The organism is Sphingobacterium sp. 2149, from assembly GCF_031455655.1.
Classification (GTDB): Bacteria; Bacteroidota; Bacteroidia; order Sphingobacteriales; family Sphingobacteriaceae; genus Sphingobacterium.
Genome location: NZ_JAVDTD010000009.1, coordinates 56,568 through 76,199 on the forward strand (window position 1 = coordinate 56,568; position 19,632 = coordinate 76,199).

Annotated in this window: 18 protein-coding genes; 16 read left to right on the plus strand and 2 right to left on the minus strand. The window is 40.5% G+C overall.

The genetic code is table 11. The features are described from left to right. Positions 1 to 199: 199 nt before the first annotated feature. From J2X77_RS14085 to J2X77_RS14105, 5 genes are all read left to right on the plus strand, one after another. Entirely contained in the window at positions 200 to 1,528 is a 1,329-nt protein-coding gene (locus tag J2X77_RS14085; protein ID WP_209574531.1) for a gluconate:H+ symporter, read from the plus strand. Positions 1,529 to 1,558: 30 nt separating this feature from the next. Further along, complete coding sequence (locus J2X77_RS14090) at positions 1,559 to 2,023, plus strand: RidA family protein (RefSeq protein ID WP_209574529.1); 465 nt, start codon at positions 1,559 to 1,561, stop codon at positions 2,021 to 2,023. Between the two features lie 10 nt (positions 2,024 to 2,033). Beyond that, entirely contained in the window at positions 2,034 to 3,140 is a 1,107-nt protein-coding gene (locus tag J2X77_RS14095; RefSeq protein WP_209574527.1) for a D-TA family PLP-dependent enzyme, read from the plus strand. A gap of 1 nt (position 3,141) precedes the next feature. Then, entirely contained in the window at positions 3,142 to 4,236 is a 1,095-nt protein-coding gene (locus J2X77_RS14100; RefSeq protein WP_310081236.1) for a membrane dipeptidase, read from the plus strand. 177 nt (positions 4,237 to 4,413) lie between these two features. Further along, positions 4,414 to 5,655: an MFS transporter gene (locus J2X77_RS14105; protein ID WP_209574524.1), complete on the plus strand. Its 1,242-nt coding sequence runs from the start codon at positions 4,414 to 4,416 to the stop codon at positions 5,653 to 5,655. A gap of 68 nt (positions 5,656 to 5,723) precedes the next feature. Here J2X77_RS14105 and J2X77_RS14110 read toward each other — a convergent pair whose 3' ends face one another. Continuing rightward, a complete protein-coding gene (locus J2X77_RS14110; RefSeq protein WP_209574523.1) occupies positions 5,724 to 7,505 on the minus strand; it encodes an ABC transporter ATP-binding protein in 1,782 nt (593 codons plus the stop codon). Between the two features lie 181 nt (positions 7,506 to 7,686). Here J2X77_RS14110 and J2X77_RS14115 point away from each other — a divergent pair, with 181 nt between their 5' ends. The 7 genes from J2X77_RS14115 to J2X77_RS14145 all read left to right on the plus strand — a co-directional run bounded on the left by J2X77_RS14115 (position 7,687) and on the right by J2X77_RS14145 (position 13,301). Next, entirely contained in the window at positions 7,687 to 8,766 is a 1,080-nt protein-coding gene (locus tag J2X77_RS14115) for a Glu/Leu/Phe/Val dehydrogenase (protein WP_209574521.1), read from the plus strand. A gap of 62 nt (positions 8,767 to 8,828) precedes the next feature. Then, positions 8,829 to 9,776, plus strand: a complete 948-nt coding sequence (gene nusB, locus J2X77_RS14120; protein WP_209574520.1) for a transcription antitermination factor NusB — start codon at positions 8,829 to 8,831, stop codon at positions 9,774 to 9,776. Positions 9,777 to 9,804: 28 nt separating this feature from the next. After that, a complete protein-coding gene (locus J2X77_RS14125; RefSeq protein WP_209574518.1) occupies positions 9,805 to 10,266 on the plus strand; it encodes a DUF1573 domain-containing protein in 462 nt (153 codons plus the stop codon). A 26-nt stretch (positions 10,267 to 10,292) separates the two neighbouring features. Then, entirely contained in the window at positions 10,293 to 10,610 is a 318-nt protein-coding gene (gene yajC, locus J2X77_RS14130; RefSeq protein WP_209574516.1) for a preprotein translocase subunit YajC, read from the plus strand. 190 nt (positions 10,611 to 10,800) lie between these two features. Next, the gene (locus tag J2X77_RS14135; RefSeq protein WP_209574514.1) at positions 10,801 to 11,751 is read left to right on the plus strand and encodes a YbbR-like domain-containing protein; all 951 of its coding nucleotides are present in this window, start codon (positions 10,801 to 10,803) and stop codon (positions 11,749 to 11,751) included. Positions 11,752 to 11,761: 10 nt separating this feature from the next. Further along, complete coding sequence (gene coaE, locus J2X77_RS14140) at positions 11,762 to 12,337, plus strand: dephospho-CoA kinase (RefSeq protein WP_209574512.1); 576 nt, start codon at positions 11,762 to 11,764, stop codon at positions 12,335 to 12,337. A gap of 4 nt (positions 12,338 to 12,341) precedes the next feature. After that, positions 12,342 to 13,301, plus strand: coding sequence for an exonuclease (locus J2X77_RS14145; protein ID WP_209574510.1), 960 nt, complete (start codon positions 12,342 to 12,344; stop codon positions 13,299 to 13,301). A 143-nt stretch (positions 13,302 to 13,444) separates the two neighbouring features. Here J2X77_RS14145 and J2X77_RS14150 read toward each other — a convergent pair whose 3' ends face one another. Continuing rightward, positions 13,445 to 13,849 carry a hypothetical protein gene (locus J2X77_RS14150; RefSeq protein WP_209574508.1) on the minus strand — a complete coding sequence of 135 codons (405 nt, stop codon included), beginning with the start codon at positions 13,847 to 13,849 and terminating at the stop codon, positions 13,445 to 13,447. Positions 13,850 to 14,073: 224 nt separating this feature from the next. Between J2X77_RS14150 and dinB the strand changes: the two genes are divergently transcribed. The 4 genes from dinB to J2X77_RS14170 all read left to right on the plus strand — a co-directional run bounded on the left by dinB (position 14,074) and on the right by J2X77_RS14170 (position 19,629). Beyond that, positions 14,074 to 15,171: a DNA polymerase IV gene (gene dinB, locus J2X77_RS14155; RefSeq protein WP_209574506.1), complete on the plus strand. Its 1,098-nt coding sequence runs from the start codon at positions 14,074 to 14,076 to the stop codon at positions 15,169 to 15,171. A 142-nt stretch (positions 15,172 to 15,313) separates the two neighbouring features. Then, positions 15,314 to 17,440 carry a S9 family peptidase gene (locus tag J2X77_RS14160; protein ID WP_209574504.1) on the plus strand — a complete coding sequence of 709 codons (2,127 nt, stop codon included), beginning with the start codon at positions 15,314 to 15,316 and terminating at the stop codon, positions 17,438 to 17,440. 209 nt (positions 17,441 to 17,649) lie between these two features. Further along, the gene (locus tag J2X77_RS14165) at positions 17,650 to 18,456 is read left to right on the plus strand and encodes a beta-carotene 15,15'-monooxygenase (RefSeq protein WP_209574502.1); all 807 of its coding nucleotides are present in this window, start codon (positions 17,650 to 17,652) and stop codon (positions 18,454 to 18,456) included. Between the two features lie 15 nt (positions 18,457 to 18,471). Next, a complete protein-coding gene (locus J2X77_RS14170; protein ID WP_209574500.1) occupies positions 18,472 to 19,629 on the plus strand; it encodes a 1-deoxy-D-xylulose-5-phosphate reductoisomerase in 1,158 nt (385 codons plus the stop codon). Positions 19,630 to 19,632: the final 3 nt, after the last annotated feature.

Genomic DNA, 19,632 nt, shown 5'->3' on the forward strand with positions numbered 1-19,632 from the left:
ACAGATAGTCGATATAATACGGCAGTAGATCATGAAAAAAGAAAGGTATGATGATAAACCATACCTTTCTGCTTTATACTAATTTATCTTTTTTATAGAAAAAATGAAAAAATATCCTTACTTTGAAACTGAAAAAACGATTTACTAGACCAAAATAATATGTAATCTCTCCATTCGAGAGAATCCTAATTATGATATAATGACTATAATCCTCATTGTAATCAGCATTTGTTTGCTCATCGTCTGCATCACTTATTTTAAGATCAATGCCTTTCTCGCTTTTTTGATTGTTTCGTTATTCAGTGGATTTTGTTTGGGTATTCCACCCGCAAAGCTATTGGGCACTGTCGAAAAGGGAATAGCCGGAGTGATGGGTAGCCTGACTTTAATTCTTGTCCTGGGGGCTATGCTGGGGAAAATTATCGCTGAGAGTGGTGCTGCTGAGATTATTGCAGAAAAAATGGTACGACTGATGGGGGCACGGCACCTCCAGTGGGGACTGATGTTGACAGGCTTTGTTGTTGGGATACCGCTATTTTATGGGATTGGATTTGTCCTGTTAGTCCCCCTGATATTTTCGATTTCTTACCGGTATAAATTGCCTGCAGTATATATTGGGTTGCCGATGCTGGCAGCCTTGTCGGTCACCCATGGATTTATTCCCCCACATCCTTCACCCGTTGCTCTCGTAGCCTTGTTTCATGCAGATATGGGATTGACGCTTATTTATGGTCTCTTAATTGCCATACCGGCAATCGTTTTGGGCGGACCTGTATTTGGGAGAAGTCTGAAAAACATACGACCAATTCGAGAATCAATTTTCCGCGAAAAAGATCGCTCAAATACTGCAGAATACCTCCGTCCGACTGTAGGCGTAAGTTTGACTGTCGCTTTGCTGCCGGTATTACTCATTGTTCTATTTACATTGCTTCCTTATTGCTATCACATAAGCGACGAGAAATTGGCGCAGGCATTAAAGTTTTTCGGTAACCCTACCGTTGTTATGTTGATCGCTATCGGTGTGGCCACTTATTTGTTAGGATTAAAACTGAGGCGATCGATGGCCAGTGTGATGACAGTCTATGAGTCTGCTGTGAAAGATGTTGCCATGATTTTATTGATTATTGCGGGATCTGGAATCTTTAAACAGGTGATGGAGGACAGTGGGGTAAGCCTGTTGTTGGCAAACATATTGCAGCAGCTTCCTATTTCGCCATTACTGCTGGCCTGGCTCATTACGGCCGTCATCCGAGGTTGTGTTGGATCAGCTACTGTTGCGGCATTAACGGCCGCAGGTGTTTTACTGCCTATTGTTACTGCGGGAAAAGCGGATCCCAATCTTATGGTATTGGCTATAGGAGCCGGAAGTCTGATGTTTTCACATGTCAATGATGCTGGCTTCTGGTTATTTAAAGAATACTTTGGCCTAAGCCTCAAAGATACGCTATACTCGTGGTCGGTGATGGAGGCGATTGTTTCCATCGTTGGGCTTTTAGCCCTTTTACTAGTACAATTAATTTTATATTAGCTATTATTTTAAATTTTAAAATCGTTAAAGATGTATAACGCAGATGAACAATTCGAAAAATTAGGTTTGACTTTACCTCCGGCGCCTGCACCAAAAGGCGTTTATAAACCATATGTTATCGATGGTAAATACCTCTATCTTTCTGGTCATGGTCCGGTGCAAGATGACGCCACGTTGATTATCGGTCGAATTGGAAGTGACATCAGTTCAGAGGAGGGCAAACTTGCCGCAAGACAAGTTGGTCTAACAATGTTGTCGACCATAAAAACCAACTTGGGATCATTGAACAAAATTAAACGGGTTATCAAAGTATTGGGTATGGTCAATTGCACCTCCGATTTTCTCTATCATCCCGGGGTCATTAATGGCTGTAGTGAACTATTTGCTGCAGTTTGGGGAGAAGAGAATGGTATTGGAACACGCAGTGCTGTTGGTTTTGGCTCTTTGCCCGATAATATTCCAGTAGAAATAGAAGCCTTATTTGAATTATACTAACCCGCTTCATATGGAAACTTGGTGTCATATAGATAATCTTGATCGGGTCGATTCGCCAGCTTTGCTTGTTTACCCCGACCGTATTGTAAAGAACATCGAAAGCGCTTTACTTAGGGTGCATGGGCAGGCTGACCGGTTGCGGCCGCATATTAAAACAAACAAGTGCCGGGAGGTATGCCAGCTTATGGTAGATAAGGGAATTACGAAATTTAAGTGTGCAACAATTGCAGAAGCAGAGCTGTTAGGTGCGATCGGAGCCAAAGATGTTTTGCTGGCGTACCAGCCTGTCGGACCTAAAATCGATCGTTTTCTCAATTTAATAGCGGCGTTCCCCGATACTCATTTTGCTTGTCTTGTGGATCATGTCGATGCTGCGCAGGATATTTCAAAGCGGAGTCTTTCGAAAGAATTATGCAGCGATGTTTATCTAGATGTCAATGTGGGCATGGGACGAACTGGCGTTTCGTTAGAGAGAATTGAACGGCTGGTTATGGATATCCATCTCTTGGAAGGAATTCAGCTTATCGGCCTGCATGGTTATGATGGTCATATTCATGATAAAGAGTATAAGTTTCGCCAAAAACAAAGTGAACGTTCTTATAGCATACTCGAAACCGCCTACCTTATGGCACAGGTGTCTACTTCGAAACCTTTAGCTAAAGTTATTGGTGGTTCACCAAGTTTCCCTTTTCACGCCGAGCGCACCGACGTAGAATGCAGTCCCGGAACGTTTGTGTTTTGGGATTTTGGCTATGCCGAAAATTATGTCGAGCAGGAATTTATACTCGCAGCAGTGCTTTTGACGCGTGTAGTTTCGATTGTTGATCACAATCACCTCTGTCTGGACTTGGGGTATAAATCAGTTGCATGTGAGTTGCCGCAACCCCGTGTCAAATTTTTCGATCCCCGTGTTGGACAAATAAAGATGCAAAGTGAAGAGCACTTGGTGGTCGAAGTTGCAAAAGCTTCCGAATTTAACATTGGCAATGCTCTTTATGCCGTACCACGGCATATCTGTCCTACGGTAGCTTGTTATGGCGACCTGCAAGTGGTTCACAAGGGGCAGGCAGATCAGGTTTGGACTGTTTACGCGCGAGATAAAAAGATAAATTATTGATATGTATGAATTTGAAATGCCATTCTTGGTAGACGCTCATTTGGATTTAAGCATGAATGCCATGGAGTGGAACCGGGATCTTCGACTTCCGATTACCGAACTTAATCGTCGGGAAGGGGGGATGAAAGACAAGCCAGATCGTGGTAGGGCAACAGTTACTTTTGATGAATTGCGTCGTGGTCATATTGGTTTGGTCGTTGCGACTCAAATTGCCCGTTTCGTGACACCTGAAAGTTCCTTGCCCGGTTGGTATTCCGCAGAACAGGCTTGGGCGCAGACCCAGGGGCAGCTCGCGTGGTATAGGGCAATGGAAGCTGACGGTCAGCTAAAAATGATTCGTACAAAGGCGGATTTGGATCAACATATGGTCCTATGGTCGGATGGTATTGATCATATGCATAAGCCGATTGGTTACCTGTTGAGTCTAGAAGGTGCAGATTCCATAGTGGATATCAGTAATCTGGAAACGGCATATAACTATGGTTTGCGAGCTATTGGGCCAGCACATTATGGGCCAGGTAGGTATGCTAATGGGACAGATGCATCTGGCAAGCTTAATGAGCAAGGCATCATGCTGTTACGCGAGATGGAGCGCCTAGGGATGATATTGGATGCGACCCACCTGAATGATGATGCCTTTTGGGACGCTGTCGAACGTTATCATGGCGCGATCTGGGCCAGCCATAATAATTGCCGCAAATTTGTGGACCACAATAGGCAGTTTAGTGATGAAATGATTAGAGCCCTTGTTGAGAAGCAAGCCGTCATTGGTGTGGCGCTAGATGCCTGGATGATGGTGCCTAACTGGATCCGAGGTATATCGGACCCTAAAACAAGCAATTGCTCCTTGGAAATCGTGGCCAACAATATTGACCATATTTGTCAATTGGCGGGAAATGTGAACCACGTGGGGGTGGGAAGTGATCTCGATGGAGCCTTTGGCCGGGAGCAATGCCCTTATGATCTAGAGACAATTGCCGATATCCAGAAAGTCTTTGGTATTCTCGGAAAACGAGGATATGGGAAAACCGATCTTGAAAAAATCGCCAGTAAGAATTGGCTTAATTTTATGCGAAATGTGCTGCCACAATCTTAAAGATAGCGTTGTGGCAGCATTGGGCACTGATGAAATCAATGACTATGTCAGGTATTTAAGATGTTTTAGGTTTTTAGTTACGCCGTTACGAGCGACATCACTTAGAAGACCTTATTGTCGCAGGACGCGTTGTTGTGTTTAGTAGAAAAATCAACTTCTTCCAATACTAATGAACAGATGAATCCAGTATTACGTGTGCAATTGTCCCTGATGATGTTTTTGACGTATTTTGTCAAAGGGGCTTGGTTTGTAACTTTGGGAACATACCTTATTAATTCGCTCAATGCTTCCGGTATGGAGGTAGCAAATATTTTTGCGACACAGTCGCTTGGAGCCGTATTTGCTCCTTTCTTTGTCGGTTTTGTCTCTGACAGATACTTTAATGCCGAACGCGTACTTTCAGCTTTACACCTGATTGGAGCGGTGCTACTCTATGGAATGTCACAGACACCCGATGCAACGCATTTCTATCCCTATGTATTTATTTACTTTATGGCATATATGTCGTCGCTGTCTTTATCTAATGGAATAGCATTCCGTCATATAGAAGATGCGAAGAAAGATTTTCCGGGATTGCGTGTTTGGGGAACGATTGGTTGGATCTGTTCGGGGCTTGTGATCAGTTATTTGTTTCGTTGGGACGCACCCGAATCGATAGCGGAAGGTGCCCTTCACAATACTTTTATTATGGGGGCGATTTGTTCACTGCTATTGGCATTCTTTAGTCTCGCATTACCAAAGACGCCGCCACAAGCCAACATTAAGGGGGAAAAATTTGATTTTGGAAAAGAGATTGGTTTAGATGCGCTAAAGCTTTTAAAGCAGCGGAGTTTTCTAATTTTTTTTGTAACAGCCATTGTCATCTGTATTCCGATTTCGTTTTATTACCAAAATGCTAATCCTTTTTTGGTAAATGTTGGCATCCCAAATCCGACTGCAAAGATGGCCATGGGGCAATTTTCTGAGGCAATTTGTCTGTTGTTGATCCCATTTTTCTTTAGAAGACTTGGGTATAAAAATATGATTCTATTAGGAATCTCCGCCTGGGCGCTCCGATACTTGTTTTTCGCATTCGGTGACGGTCAAGAAAGAGCATTCTTACTTGTATTCGGTATTTTATTGCATGGAATCTGCTATGATTTTATGTTTGTTGTCGGCCAGATCTATACAGATAGAATTGCTGGTGAAAAATACAAGGCTTCTGCACAGGGACTTATCACCATTGCAATGTACGGTGTAGGGATGTTGATCGGTTTTTGGGTTGCTGGTGCTGTATCGGATTATCTCAAAGCGGCCTATTCGTCACAATTTTGGGAATACCTTTGGTTTATTCCTGCCGGTATTTCTGGTTTTTGTCTTATGTTATTTGCCGTTTTTTTTAAAGAAGATAAAGCAATAGTGGATCGGGTAGTCAGCTAAAAAATGCGTTCTGCCCGATCAAGATCAGACTAGCCCGCATCCTTTAGCTAAATTCAGGGATATTTAAACTATTCGACTATACTTTCCAGTAACTGTTTTTCATGGAGTTCAAAATATTCACCTCTTTTCTCCATCAGTTCAGTGTGCGTACCTTGTTCAACAATTTCGCCTTGATCCATCACAAGAATATGATCTGCATTCTTGATCGTTGAGATGCGGTGCGCGATAAAAATACAAGTCTTGCCTTTCATAATGCGGCTGAGTGAACGGAGAATTGTTTCCTCCGTTTTTGTGTCCACGGCTGAAAGACAGTCGTCAAATATCAATACTTTGGGTTCTTTAATCAGGGCGCGAGCGATAGACACCCGTTGTTTTTGTCCACCAGAGAGGGTGATACCACGTTCGCCAACAGCAGTTTCAAAACCATCTTCAAAGGCGATAATATTGTCGTATACAGCAGCATCCTTAGCGGCCTGCTCCACTTGTTCCTGTGTAAATTGATCCAGGCCAAAGCCTATGTTATTAGCAATGGTATCCGAAAATAAGAAAACATCTTGTGGGACAAATCCAATTTGTTGGCGCAAGCTTTTGAAATCAAAAGCTTTGATCTCCAGATTGTCGTAATATATTTTTCCCTTATCGGTGTCATACATCCGGAGAAGTAAGTTGGCTAGGGTTGATTTTCCGGACCCTGTTTTTCCTATAATAGCAAGTGTTTTCCCGATCGGAATTTGAAAGGATATATTTTTAATGGCTTGAATGCCTGTTTCCGGATAAGTAAAGGAAATCTCCTCACCCCGGATTGCACCAGCTAATTCTTTGGTGCCTTTTCCATTTACAATTGGAGATTCCGTCTGAAGAAATTCATTGATGCGTTTTTGCGAGGCTGCGGCACGCTGCACCAGTGAAGTTACCCAAGCCAAGGACATCGCAGGGAAAGTTAATTGATTGACATAGATAATAAACTCCGCTATATTTCCAGCCGTTACAGTGCCTTTGGCAACTTCAATCCCACCAATGTAGATGGTAATTACCGTGCTGAGCCCAATAAGCAAAAGAATAAGCGGAAAGAAAACAGCCTGCACTTTGACAAGATCAAGAGCCGTATTTCGATAAATGGTACTTTCCTTCTCAAATTCCTGCATTTTATTTTGTTCTCTGGTATAGGTCTTGATGACGCGGATACCGGCAAATGTTTCCTGCACGAAAGAAGAAAGGTTGGCCAATTGTTTCTGTATTTTTAAGCTACGCTTGTTAATAATCTTATTGACAAATAAAATAATAACCGATAGAACCGGTATTGGCGCCAATGCATAGGTCGCCAACCGTCCATTGACGCTATACATCGCATAAATAACCATGATAGAAAGGACAACAGTGTTAATCGCATACATAATGGCAGGTCCCAGGTAGTTACGCACCTGATTGACATCCTCTGTGGCACGGCTCATCAGATCCCCTGTATTATTCTTTCTAAAGAAACCAAAGTTTAAATCCTGATAGTGGTTATAGATCTCATTTTTGAGATCGTATTCAATATAACGTGACGTTAAGATGATCGTTTGCCGCATAAAGAATAAGAAAATACCCCGTAAAAGCGAAAGAAGGAGCACGACGAAACCAAAAAACAGGAGACTGGTGCCAAATACCTGGTAGATGAGTTCCTGTCTTTCGAAACCATCAAATAGACGGTACAGATAGATGTTTTCCTGTACCAAATCAAATGCTTCGCGGATTACCTTTGCGGGCAATACCCCGAAATAGTTGGAGATGATAACAAAAATAACCCCTGGAATCAGTTTCCAGCGGTATTTATAAAAGTATTTATTTAAGTAGGCGAGATCCTTCATATTATGGATACAAAAGTAGAACTAATTCGTCAAAATGTTTTACGATTTAAGTGAATTTACTGTCATTCGGAAATCAAATGTTAAGTCTTGGATAAAAAAAGTTGTTACGCACAACGAATAATTTTCCTACTTTTGCATCAAGTGCCTTAAAAAATTAAAACAAATTAGAGTAGTACATTTTATGTCAACATCTCAAAATTCTATTTTTGAATTGATGAGCCAGTCTGGTCATCAAAACTTATTTTTCTGTAATGATGAATTAGTGGGCTTAAAAGCTATCGTTGCGATCCATGATACCACATTGGGGCCTGCGATAGGAGGGGTTCGTATGTTACCATACGAAAGTACAGAAGAAGCTATTGAGGATGCTTTACGTTTATCCAAGGCCATTACCTATAAGTCTGCCATCACCGGATTGAATCTCGGTGGGGGAAGTGCTGTGATAATCGGTAATAGCCGTTTGGACAAATCTGAGGTTTTATTGCGCCGTTTGGGCCAGTTCATTGAAGGATTGAATGGTAATTTCATTGCTTCTTTGGACGTAGGCACTACCCAACGCGATCTAGAACATATTTATACGGAGACCGACCACGTGGCTGGTTTGCCAAAAGCAATTCATGGTAGTGGTGTTGGCGATCCTTCGATCTTTGCTGCACAAGGTGTTTATTTTGGGATCAAAGCTTGTTTGAAAGAACTCTATGGGTCGGAGAGTGTAGCTGGCAAAAAGGTCATCGTCCATGGCGTAGGTGGAGTCGGTGAGCGTTTGATTGCGATGTTGCGTGAAGAGAATGCACGCGTGTATGTCAGTGATATTACAGAGGAGAAAATGTTGAAAGTAGCGGCCAAGTACAAAGCCGAGCCAATTCCCTACGGTGAAGTATTTGATCACGATTTTGATGTATATGCTCCTTGTGCATTGGGCGGTACAGTAAATCCAGAATCAGCGCAAAAAATGCAATGCAAAATTATTGCTGGTTCGGCAAATAATCAATTGAAAGATGAATTGATCACCAGTTCAATTCTGCATGAAAGAGGTATATTATATGCTCCGGACTATTTGATTAACGCAGGGGCATTAATTGGCTGTTATTCAGAAATTCAAAACTATGGTGTAGACCACACTGAATTTGTGATTAAAAATATTTATAATGCAACAAGAGACGTATTGAAAAAATCAAAAGAAGAAAATATCTCAACTTTTGAAGCGGCCAATCGCATCGCGGAGAAGCGTATCCAAGATATTAAAAAAATCAAGCGATAGTCTTCATTCCCAAAATCGTTCTTACTTATTATTTTATAAAAAAAATCGTTCTTTAAATTACTATGTTAAACAGGAGACACCTGAGGGTAAAAGTAGTGCAAACGCTTTATGCGTACAGTCTTTCGGAAGACAAAGACATCAAAACATTTGAAAAAGCACTATTAAAAAATGTGGATGAGGTCTATGAGATGTATATGTGGACACTGAATCTATTAGATGAAGTGTCAGATTACGTCTTAATAGATGCAGAGGGTAGGGCCAATAAATTCTTACCAACTGAAAAAGACTTGTCTTTAACGACCAAGTTAAGTACAAACACTTTTATTGAGTCATTGAGACAAAATCCACAATATGGAGAAGGTGTCAAAAAGTATAGGATTTCATGGAATTTTGATCCGGAGATCGTGCGTACCGTGTTTTTGCAATTAAAGGATTCTGAGGCTTATTTAGAATACTTGCAACAAGAAGATCGCTCGATTGGTACGGAAAAAGATATTATCAAACATATCTTTAAAAAGATCATCTTGAAATCGCCAGTTATTGAGCAGGTTTTTGAAGAAAAATTCATCAACTGGCAGGTGGATAAAGAAGTGTTGCAAGCACTTATTGCGAAGACATTTAAGAATTTCAGTTCGGAAGATCCGCGTAGAAATAAACTTGCAGAAATTACACAAAATTGGAATGACGATAGCGATTATATCATTACATTATTGGGTAAAACGATTCGCAATACAAATGAGTATCAAAAGCTTATCTCTGATAAAACAAAGAATTGGGAGTCAGATCGGATTGCTTTGATGGATACCTTATTGATGCGTATGGCGATATGCGAATTGATTAATTTTCCATCAATTCCCGTGAAAGTAACAATAAATGAGTATATTGAAATTTCTAAGGTATTCAGTACATTGAAAAGTAATACATTTATTAATGGTATCTTAGATAAAATATTGAACGATCTGAACCAGCAGGGAAGAATCCAAAAGGCAGGTCGTGGTTTAAGAGATTAACATCAATTCTGATAAATAATTTATACGAATGAAAAACTTTGGCAAATATTCGGTTTTAGCTTTGCTAGCAATGTTTTTCTTTTCTTGTGGAAATGCAAACAAGGGAAAAGAAGAAGGAGCGAGGATAGCAACTGACACCGCCGCTGCAGATAGCCTTTCTAAGGCTGCAGCACAATTGGGGAAAGTAGAATTTGAAGAATCTGCATTTGATTTCGGTCAGGTAAAGGAAGGTGCGCAGGTAAAACATACCTTTGCGCTTAAAAATACAGGTGATGCACCTATTATTATCTCGAAAGTGACAGCTTCATGTGGATGTACGCAGCCTGAATTTTCAAAAAGCCCTATTTTGCCGGGTGGAACATCTGAAATCCATGTAACTTTCAACAGTGAAGGACAAGTTGGCAAACAACAGAAGATCATTACGATTCAATCGAATGCTTCAAACGGTTTGACAACCGTGCAGCTAAAAGGCGAAGTATTAGCAAAATAACACATTATTAAACGATATAATTACAAATGAACACAGTATTATTACAAGCAGCGGGTGGCAATTTGATGAGTTTTCTACCAATGGTTTTGATTATCGTGGTATTTTATTTCTTCATGATCAGACCGCAAATGAAGAAGCAAAAAGATCACAAAAAATATATTGAAGAACTTGGTGTAAACTCTAAAGTAGTAACGACAGCTGGTATTCACGGTCGTATTGTAGAAGTATCAGATACTACATTCTTGGTTGATGTAGGTTCGGGCGTTAGAATTCGTTTTGACAAATCAGCAATCGCGTTAGATGCTTCTAAAGCTGCTAACAACACAGAGAAGAGCGCTTCATAAGCTTTTTCGAGAGAGAAATGAAGGCCAGTTTTTTAAGAAAACTGGCCTTTTTTTATTTTGGTTTATCAACGGAATGTCCATTTTTGTTAAAACCCCCGCTGAGTAAGAAAAAAATACGATATAAATTTTGTCGTTTTTAAAATTGAAGATTAGAACGCTGATTTTTATGCAAATTGATTAAGTTTGTATCATGGCGAATACAGTTCGAATAAATAAGATCCAACGGCGTAAGATAAATATCTTCATACGTTGTGTTGGAATTTCGTTGTTAGCTTGGCTATTATTTTCGATCTCCAACCAATATACTGTATCCGTCAAGGCCGCGATTGAATACGTTAATCTGCCAGAGAAGCGGGCGTTCCACCCGCAGCAGTCTGATACTGTAAAAGTTAAGCTGGAAATGACGGGATGGCAATTTTTATTTTCAAAAGCTGCTTTGGAAACACCTAAAGTTCAGGTCGACCTAAGCTCATTAAAAACCAAAGATTGGATCGTTTTTTCTAATCAGCTGGGATTTATTAATCGGCAATTTCCGCATGAACAGCGGGTCGTCTCTGTCAGTCCCGATACCTTGTTTTTTGATTTTTCGAAACAGACACAACGTAAAGTGCCTGTAAATCCCCTTGCTAATATTGCATTTAAACGGGGATACGGCTTTATCGCTGAAACCAAAGTTATACCAGCTTATGTGACCATCACCGGGCCTTATGAGGATGTCTCGGCAATTGAATACTGGGAAACCGATACCGTACGCGGGAAAGACGTGGAGACCGATGTACGAACTGTTGCAAATCTGGCGAGAAACCAAAAAGGGAATATCAATGTTTATCCAACGTCTGTTGAGGTGCTGATGCCAGTAGGTGAATTGACCGAGAAAGTAATCGAATTACCTGTCAAGGTGGAAAATGGACAACGGTATAGTTCGGTCAGACTTAGTCCAAGTAAAGTTGTTGTCACGGTATTGATGTCCGTAAAAGATTACAATAAGTATACTTCGCGCGATTTTGAGGCGGTGGTAGACCTTTCAGATTGGGAGAAGAATCAGGTACAGTACTTACCCATTTTATTGACCAAGGTTCCTGAATATTGTCAGATAATCAGCATTGTGCCCCAAAATGTAGACTTTTTTGTACGTAAATAACGATATTTTCATGAAGATTGGAATAACAGGCGGAATTGGATCAGGTAAAACATTTATCTGCAAGCTGTTTAAAGCCATGGCAGTACCTGTTTATAACGCGGATGAGGAAGCTAAAAAACTGATGAATACCGATATTCGGATTAAAAAACGCTTAATCGCGGAATTTGGAGCGGAGACTTATCCGGACGGGAAGTTGGATCGGGCTTTCTTAGCCCAACGGATATTTTCGGACAGAAAGAAGCTCGAACTTGTGAACGGAATTATACACCCTATCGTTATTCAGGAGGCGAAGGAATGGGCAGAACAACAAAAATCCCGTTATACACTCAAGGAGGCCGCCTTACTTTTTGAAAGCGGCTCTTATAAGGATCTTGATTATACTATTCTGGTTACCGCGCCTTTATCCGTACGTGTTCAACGCGTAATGGAGCGCGATAAGGTTACGGAAGGACAGGTCATGGAGCGAATTAATAAGCAACTCTCTGACGAAGAAAAGTTAAAATTGGCCGACTTTGTCATCGTTAATGATGGCACCACACCATTATTGCCACAAGTGTGGAATCTACATCAAAAATTTTTAAAATAATAGTATGTCTATAATATTGCCTGACTTCTTTGTCAGAAAGCCAGAAGGTTATTACTGCCGTTACGGTGATTTTTTTATCGATGCCAGCAATCCAGTTATGCATAATGTCGTATCTCATGCCCATGGCGATCATGCGAGCTCAGGGCACGACTATGTGTATGCTACCCATGCGACAACTTTGTTTATGAGCCACCGTTATAAGCAAAATCGGAAAGACTCCTATCAGGTTAAATTGTATAACAGCCCTTTTAAACTCGGTGCCGTCGAGATTACGTTAATACCGGCAGGACATATCCTCGGGTCGGCACAGATTCTAATGGAATATATGGGCGTGAGATATTTGTATACAGGCGATTATAAATTACAGCCCGATGATACCTGTGAACCCATCGAAATGCATCACGCTGATGTATTGATTACCGAAAGTACCTTTGCAAATCCAGCTGTTATCCATCCTGACCCGGCCGAGGAAATCAAAAAATTGGATGGTCACGCCAGTAATATCTTATTGGGTACTTATGTACTGGGGAAGGCGCAGCGAGTTACTGATTTGATCAATAGATACTGTCCGGATAGAAAAGTACTTGTGCATAGTGGAATATTACCGTACCACAGACTGTATGACGCATATGGACTGAAGAAATTAAATTACGAGCCTTATAACAGGAAGGAAATGAAACAGGGCGAACAGAATAAAGTTTATCTGGTTCCCCCAATGACATTTAATAGTTACTTCAGAGCGACCAAAGTATTGCGGGCGTTCGCTTCGGGCTGGAAGCGCCTGCAGGCACAGAATGATATCGAACTTTATATTTCCGATCACGTGGACTGGAACGACATTCTCCAGTATATCAAAATGGTTGATCCTCGGGAAGTATGGACACTCCACGGTGATGGAACGATTCTGAGAAGTTATTTCAATGATAAACTGATCGTCCGCGACGTCTTTCTGGCACAAGCATAAGTCTGTCAGTGTCGAAGATCTTCTGCAGGGTACACCCATGCCAAGAAAGTGGAGCAACTTATATCTTGGTGTCTCTATAACAGCGCCATACAACTGATTTCGATCGCTCATTTGAAAACTTCGCTGTATGACCAGCGAAGTTTCTATTTCATATTAACAATCTTGTCAACAACATAGACAGTATTTCCGCGCCAAGGAAGTACTCCATGATATTCTTTGTAACGTAGATCGAAATATTTGCCACTGTTTAGCTCCAATTGTTGAAAAACTGAATCGTCTTCAATAGAAAATTCAAATTGATTGCTGGCTATTCCTCCAGTTTTAATGCTTCCAAATCCTTCTTGGATGAGCTTGCCCTCATATGTCTTAAAAATATTACCCTTCCTTACAGCATAATTAAGATAGCCCGACTTGACACCCTCACCGAATACATAATAATATTTCCAGTAGGCATATGAGCCACCCCCGACGAGGATAAAGAGGATCAGGATGAGCAAAAATTTTTTTAATCCGGATTTCTTCTTTTGTTGTTCAGGTAAATTTTCCATTATGTATTTGAATTAAAATGGTTTGAAACAGTTTGTAAAACAATTAGAAATGTATTCTTTCGATACCCTATTGTGTAATTTCATCTAAAGATAAATAATGAACGGCATAAATGCTAGTGGTTTTTATTTAAAGTCAATGAAAAAGGTATTTTGGTGGATGCTAATTCTATTAGTTATTTTCTCCTTGGTGTGTGCTGTTATGCTAATTTTTGTAAATTTGTCTAATGGACTCAGCACGGGTATATCGCAAGATTATTCACTTGGATATGGACGCATTCTATGCATCTGTAGATCAGCGCGACTTCCCCGAATTTCGGGGGAAGGCAATCGCTGTCGGCGGATCTCCAGATGGGAGAGGGGTGGTTGCGACAGCAAGCTATGAAGCAAGAAAATTTGGTGTCAAATCTGCTATGAGCTCAAGAAAGGCTCTTCAACTGTGCCCTCATATTATCTTCACTTATCCTCGTTTTGATGTTTATCGGCAGGTTTCGTATCAGATCAGGGAGATTTTTCTACGGTATACGGACTTAATTGAACCACTTTCCCTGGATGAAGCATATTTAGATGTTACAGTGGATAAACAGGGAATCGGTTCGGCAATCGATATTGCCAAGGCGATTAAAGGAGCGATAAAGGACGAACTGAACTTAACGGTGTCCGCTGGTGTGTCTGTCAATAAATTTGTAGCGAAAATTGCTTCAGATATGGATAAACCCAATGGTTTGACATTTATTGGTCCTTCTAAAATTGTCAAGTTTATGGAGTCATTGCCCGTAGATAAATTTTTTGGCGTAGGGAAAGTCACTGCGAAGAAAATGCACGAATTGGGGCTTTTTACGGGGCTCGATTTAAAAAAACAGCGTGAAGATGATCTAGTCCGTTGGTTTGGAAAGACAGGTCATTTTTTTTACCGTATTGTCAGAGGTATCGATGACCGTCCAGTTGTTCCTAATCGCAGCAGTAAATCGATTGGTATTGAGGATACTTTTGAGGTGGATGTAGAAGCATTTGAAGAATTAAACAGCATTTTGCATCGACTCTGTAAACAGTTGTGGTTACGTATTGGGAAAAAGGAAGTTTCTGGACGAACGTTAACCTTGAAAGTTAAATATGCGGATTTTGTGCAGCTGACACGTAGCACAACCATAGAAAGTAGTTTCGACTCCGAAGACAAAATTTACGCTACAGCTCATCGTCTGTTAAACAAGGTTGAGCTGCTAAACAAGGTGCGTCTGTTGGGGGTTTCAATATCCAACTTTGTAGAAGAAACTGATTTTCCAAAGGAAGGTATACAGCTAAACCTTTTTGACCATCATCCTTAGTCAATAATCCGCACTATTGTTCGACTTTTGATAAGCTAAAGAATAAACAACATGTGAATTAAGCTTGTTACAGGCAAAATCATCGTTATTTGTCACAATTCTTTATCTTAGCCCAAATAATAATAAACATATCCAAAAAGTAATGAATACGGTATCAAGAGTACTCTTAGGTGCGTCTATCGTTTTTTTTGTGCACGAGACTGGTGTTGCGCAGAAGAAATTGGATTTTGCGCAGTCCTGGGGGCAAAAGCAATCTTTGACGGTCCGCACCAATCAGTATCCTGGCTGGGCAGACGGAACAGCTTACCTGGAGAATGATGTAAACGATGGTCGTTTGTATCAGGTCGACGTTAAATCAGGCAACAGAAGTATTTATACAATTCCTGCTAAAGAAGGAACGGTTGTCTACATCGATAACAACGATATCTTCCTAAAAAGCAGTGATGGAGCCGTAAAGAAGCTTACCAATTCGCCTGACATTGCCGAACAAAACCCCACGTTGTCACCAGATGGTAAATATGTGGCTTTCACGCGCAAAAGTAATTTATACAGCGTGGATGTGGTATCCGGAGAAGAGATGCAATATACACATGATGGTACTGACGTCATTTACAATGGTTGGTCATCTTGGGTGTATTACGAGGAGATTCTTGGGCGTCCGACAAAGTACAAAGCTTTTTGGTGGTCTCCAGATAGTCGTAAGATAGCATTTATGCGATTCGATGATACAAAGGTTCCGATGTTTCCTATTTATTCGTCGAAAGGTCAGCATGGTTATCTCGAGGAAACAAGATACCCTAAAGCGGGTGACCCGAATCCAGAAGTCAAAGTCGGTATAGTTCATCTTTCTGGGGGCAAAGTTACATGGGCTGATTTTAACGAAAAAGACGATCAGTATTTCGGTCAGCCTTATTGGGCCTTTGATAGTAAAAATCTAATGGTACAGTGGATGAACCGGGATCAGAACAATTTAAAGTTTTATCAGGTCGATCCGAACTCTGGTTTAAAAAAAGAAATCTATGATGAGCGTCAGTCTTCATGGATCAATTTGGATCACGATGAGCGTATAACTTATCTTGCTGATAATAAATATTATATCTTAAAATCGGACAAGTCAGGTTGGGCCCACTATTACCTCTATAAATTGGACGGTACATTGGTAAATCCCATTACCTCTGGTGAATGGCAGGTGACCGAATTGAAGCGGATCGATGAAAAAAACAAGGTGATCTATTTTACTGCACGTAAAGAAAACTCAGCGCGGTTTGATCTTTACCGTGTGGATTATTCGGGTAAAAATCTCAAACGTCTGACTTTTGGTGAGTACTCACACGATGTTAATGTATCGCCCAATGGCCAGTATTTTATTACTAAATATTCTAATGTAAGTACACCAGATAGATTTGCACTGTTGGATAATCGGGGTAAGGTCGTTAGGCAATTGGCGGATAGCAAAGCAGCAGATTTTGCTTCCTATACGTACGGTAAAACCGAATATTTACATATTAAATCGGATGACGGATTGTTCAATCTTCCCCTGACAATAACTTATCCGACAGATTTTGATCAATCGAAAGTTTATCCGGTTGTTTTCAGTATCTACGGTGGACCGGATGCTGGGACAGTAAAAGATACCTGGAAAGGGACAAACAACCAGTATTGGGCTAATGAAGGAGTTATTCAAGTCTCCGCAGATCACCGTGCTTCGGGGCATTTTGGCAAAAAAGGTGTTGCCTATATGCACCGTAATCTTGGTCATTGGGAGATTATTGATTATTCAACCATCGTTAAATGGTTGAAATCACAACCATGGGTGGCTAAAAACAAGGTGCTTATCACAGGGCATAGCTATGGTGGATACATGACCTGTTTAGCGATGACAAAAGCCGCTGATGTATTTGATTTCGGTATTGCAGGTGCGCCTGTAACGTCATGGGATCTCTATGATAGTCATTACACAGAACGATGGATGGATACACCGCAGGACAACCCGGATGGATATAAGGCCGGATCTGTATTGACTTATGCTAATCATTATAAAGGTGTGTTGCGTATTATGCATGGCGATATGGACGACAATGTACATCTGCAGAATACAATCCAGCTCGTCGATAAATTGACTGATCGAAATGTTCCTTTCGAATTGATGATTTATCCTGGAAGCCGGCATGGATTTGACCGATCGAAAAGCAAATATGATTTTAACGAACGTGCGCGTTTTTACTATCAATATTTACTGGAAAAGCCGCTTCCAAAAGAGTTTAAATAAGCCTAACTAAGGTGAAAATATAGCTTCCCCTGTCACTTCGATAGGGGATTTTTATTTTACGGAGTATTTTCATTTATTCACGCTGCCAAATATTCTCCATCGGGTTCTTCTTTATGTTAAATATGAGAAAAAAAGTGATTTTTCTGTGTGTGTAAATTGTTGAAAATTAAAAAATATGGCATCTTTGTAGAAGTTTATTCAAAGATAAAATGATTCAATTCCTAAAGGAAAGTACTTTTGCCGTTAATGAGGTTTTTAATAAGTCATTGGAGTTGCTGAAAAAGCATTATTTTTCGGTTGCCGGGCTTTGTTTTCTGTTATTTGTGACTTCTGGACTCTCCAATTATCTCGCAACATCGATTAGTGATTTCAATGTAGTGTTGAGTGGTTTTATGGCGTTTTTTTTCATGGTAATGTATTTCGGATTGAATATGACTTTGTTTAAGTATATTTTGAGTCTGATAGATGGAAATCATGATAAGAAACTGATTCAATGTATCCCAAGTTCAAAGGAACTCGTTTACTTTTTCGGAGCTATGCTCAGTATCATGGTGCTTTCAATAATGCTCTTACTGCTATTGGGGGCAGTTTCTTTACCCTTTCTTTATTTGTTTGAAAACGGTGAAAATCGTGTAGAGCTGATGAGCAATTTTACGATGTTTGTCGTTTTTGTGGCAGCCATATTGACCTTTCTCCTGATTATAAGAGTGGCATTTTATCCATTCTTCATTATTGATAAACACGCGGGTACTTTCAAATCTTTGCGTTTTAGTTTTGCACTGACAAAGGGTAACGTGTTCAAACTGTTGTTGATTTTGGCTGTGTTTGCTTTCTTTCAGTTGCTACAGATGTATTTTAATTTTTTAGAATATTACATAATTTTTATTATTTTGAACCTCGTGAGTTCTTTTTTGGTTGTACCTTTAGCTTGCATTGTCGTTTCGGTAGCTTATCGTTCAATGATGGCAGATTATCATGGTGGAGAGGATCCAAAGATTTTAAAAAATATATTTTAATTAATAGCAAAGGTTTTGAGTAAAAAAGGAATTGCCATTTTAGGGGCAACGGGAAGTATAGGCACACAAGCCTTGGATGTTATAAGAGCCTTTCCTAATCAATTTGAAGCAGTCGTTTTGACATGTGGTAGCAACGCTTCATTGTTAATTCAGCAGGCTTTGGAGTTTAAGCCCAAAGCAGTTGTTGTAACGGATTCCCTTCAATATAGTTATGTTCAGGACGCCCTAAAAGGGCATAATATCGCTGTTCTTTTAGGTGAATTGGGGTTGGTTGAAGTGGTTCAATATGAAGATGTTGATGTTGTCTTGAATGCGATTGTTGGGTCTGCCGGATTAAAGCCTACTGTGAAAGCGATTCAATCCAAAAAGGATATCGCTTTGGCTAACAAGGAAACACTGGTTGTCGCTGGCGAGCTGATTATGGCTTTGGTGCATGAATATGGCGTTCGAATGCTGCCTGTGGATTCAGAGCATTCGGCAATTTTTCAGTGTTTGACCGGAGAGGAGCATAATCCGATAGAGAAAATCTACATTACCGCTTCTGGCGGGCCTTTTAGAGGTAAAAGTAGAGCAGAGCTTCAATGTGTTACCAAGGCTCAAGCATTGAAGCATCCCAATTGGTCTATGGGAGCCAAAATCACGATTGATTCCGCTTCTTTGATGAATAAAGGCTTAGAAGTCATTGAAGCAAAATGGCTTTTCAATCTGTCGATAGATCAAGTTGATGTCATTGTACATCCTCAATCCATTGTGCATTCCCTGGTTCAGTTTCAAGACGGTTCTATGAAAGCGCAAATGGGGGTACCTGATATGAAATTGCCGATCCAATATGCGTTGACATATCCAGGACGTTTCGAAAATAATTTTGAGCGTTTTAATTTCATGGACTATCCAACGCTCAGTTTCGAAAAAGCAGATATGGAAACCTTCAGAAATCTGGCTCTTGCTTATGAAAGTTTGCGGGCCGGTGGCAATAGAAGCTGCGTATTGAATGCCGCCAATGAAGTCGTTGTAGATGCGTTCTTGAAAGATCGAGTTGGTTTTCTGGAGATGAGTGATGTTATTGAACAGACATTGGATCGAGTACAATTTATTGCTACACCGACGTTGGATGATTATCTGGAAACGGATCGTGTAGCAAGATTAATAACAAAGGAAATAATCAAAGATTAAATT

What these genes read in the sequence shown, in the direction of transcription:
- nusB (WP_209574520.1), top strand. Translation starts at nt 8,829, where the DNA reads ATGTTAAACAGGAGACACCTGAGGGTAAAAGTAGTGCAAACGCTTTAT.
- J2X77_RS14085 (WP_209574531.1), top strand. Translation starts at nt 200, where the DNA reads ATGACTATAATCCTCATTGTAATCAGCATTTGTTTGCTCATCGTCTGC.
- J2X77_RS14165 (WP_209574502.1), top strand. Translation starts at nt 17,650, where the DNA reads ATGATTCAATTCCTAAAGGAAAGTACTTTTGCCGTTAATGAGGTTTTT.
- J2X77_RS14135 (WP_209574514.1), top strand. Translation starts at nt 10,801, where the DNA reads ATGGCGAATACAGTTCGAATAAATAAGATCCAACGGCGTAAGATAAAT.
- J2X77_RS14160 (WP_209574504.1), top strand. Translation starts at nt 15,314, where the DNA reads ATGAATACGGTATCAAGAGTACTCTTAGGTGCGTCTATCGTTTTTTTT.
- J2X77_RS14105 (WP_209574524.1), top strand. Translation starts at nt 4,414, where the DNA reads ATGAATCCAGTATTACGTGTGCAATTGTCCCTGATGATGTTTTTGACG.
- J2X77_RS14110 (WP_209574523.1), bottom strand. Translation starts at nt 7,505, where the DNA reads ATGAAGGATCTCGCCTACTTAAATAAATACTTTTATAAATACCGCTGG.
- J2X77_RS14150 (WP_209574508.1), bottom strand. Translation starts at nt 13,849, where the DNA reads ATGGAAAATTTACCTGAACAACAAAAGAAGAAATCCGGATTAAAAAAA.
- J2X77_RS14145 (WP_209574510.1), top strand. Translation starts at nt 12,342, where the DNA reads ATGTCTATAATATTGCCTGACTTCTTTGTCAGAAAGCCAGAAGGTTAT.
- J2X77_RS14115 (WP_209574521.1), top strand. Translation starts at nt 7,687, where the DNA reads ATGTCAACATCTCAAAATTCTATTTTTGAATTGATGAGCCAGTCTGGT.
- J2X77_RS14090 (WP_209574529.1), top strand. Translation starts at nt 1,559, where the DNA reads ATGTATAACGCAGATGAACAATTCGAAAAATTAGGTTTGACTTTACCT.
- J2X77_RS14100 (WP_310081236.1), top strand. Translation starts at nt 3,142, where the DNA reads ATGTATGAATTTGAAATGCCATTCTTGGTAGACGCTCATTTGGATTTA.
- dinB (WP_209574506.1), top strand. Translation starts at nt 14,074, where the DNA reads ATGGACTCAGCACGGGTATATCGCAAGATTATTCACTTGGATATGGAC.
- yajC (WP_209574516.1), top strand. Translation starts at nt 10,293, where the DNA reads ATGAACACAGTATTATTACAAGCAGCGGGTGGCAATTTGATGAGTTTT.
- coaE (WP_209574512.1), top strand. Translation starts at nt 11,762, where the DNA reads ATGAAGATTGGAATAACAGGCGGAATTGGATCAGGTAAAACATTTATC.
- J2X77_RS14095 (WP_209574527.1), top strand. Translation starts at nt 2,034, where the DNA reads ATGGAAACTTGGTGTCATATAGATAATCTTGATCGGGTCGATTCGCCA.
- J2X77_RS14125 (WP_209574518.1), top strand. Translation starts at nt 9,805, where the DNA reads ATGAAAAACTTTGGCAAATATTCGGTTTTAGCTTTGCTAGCAATGTTT.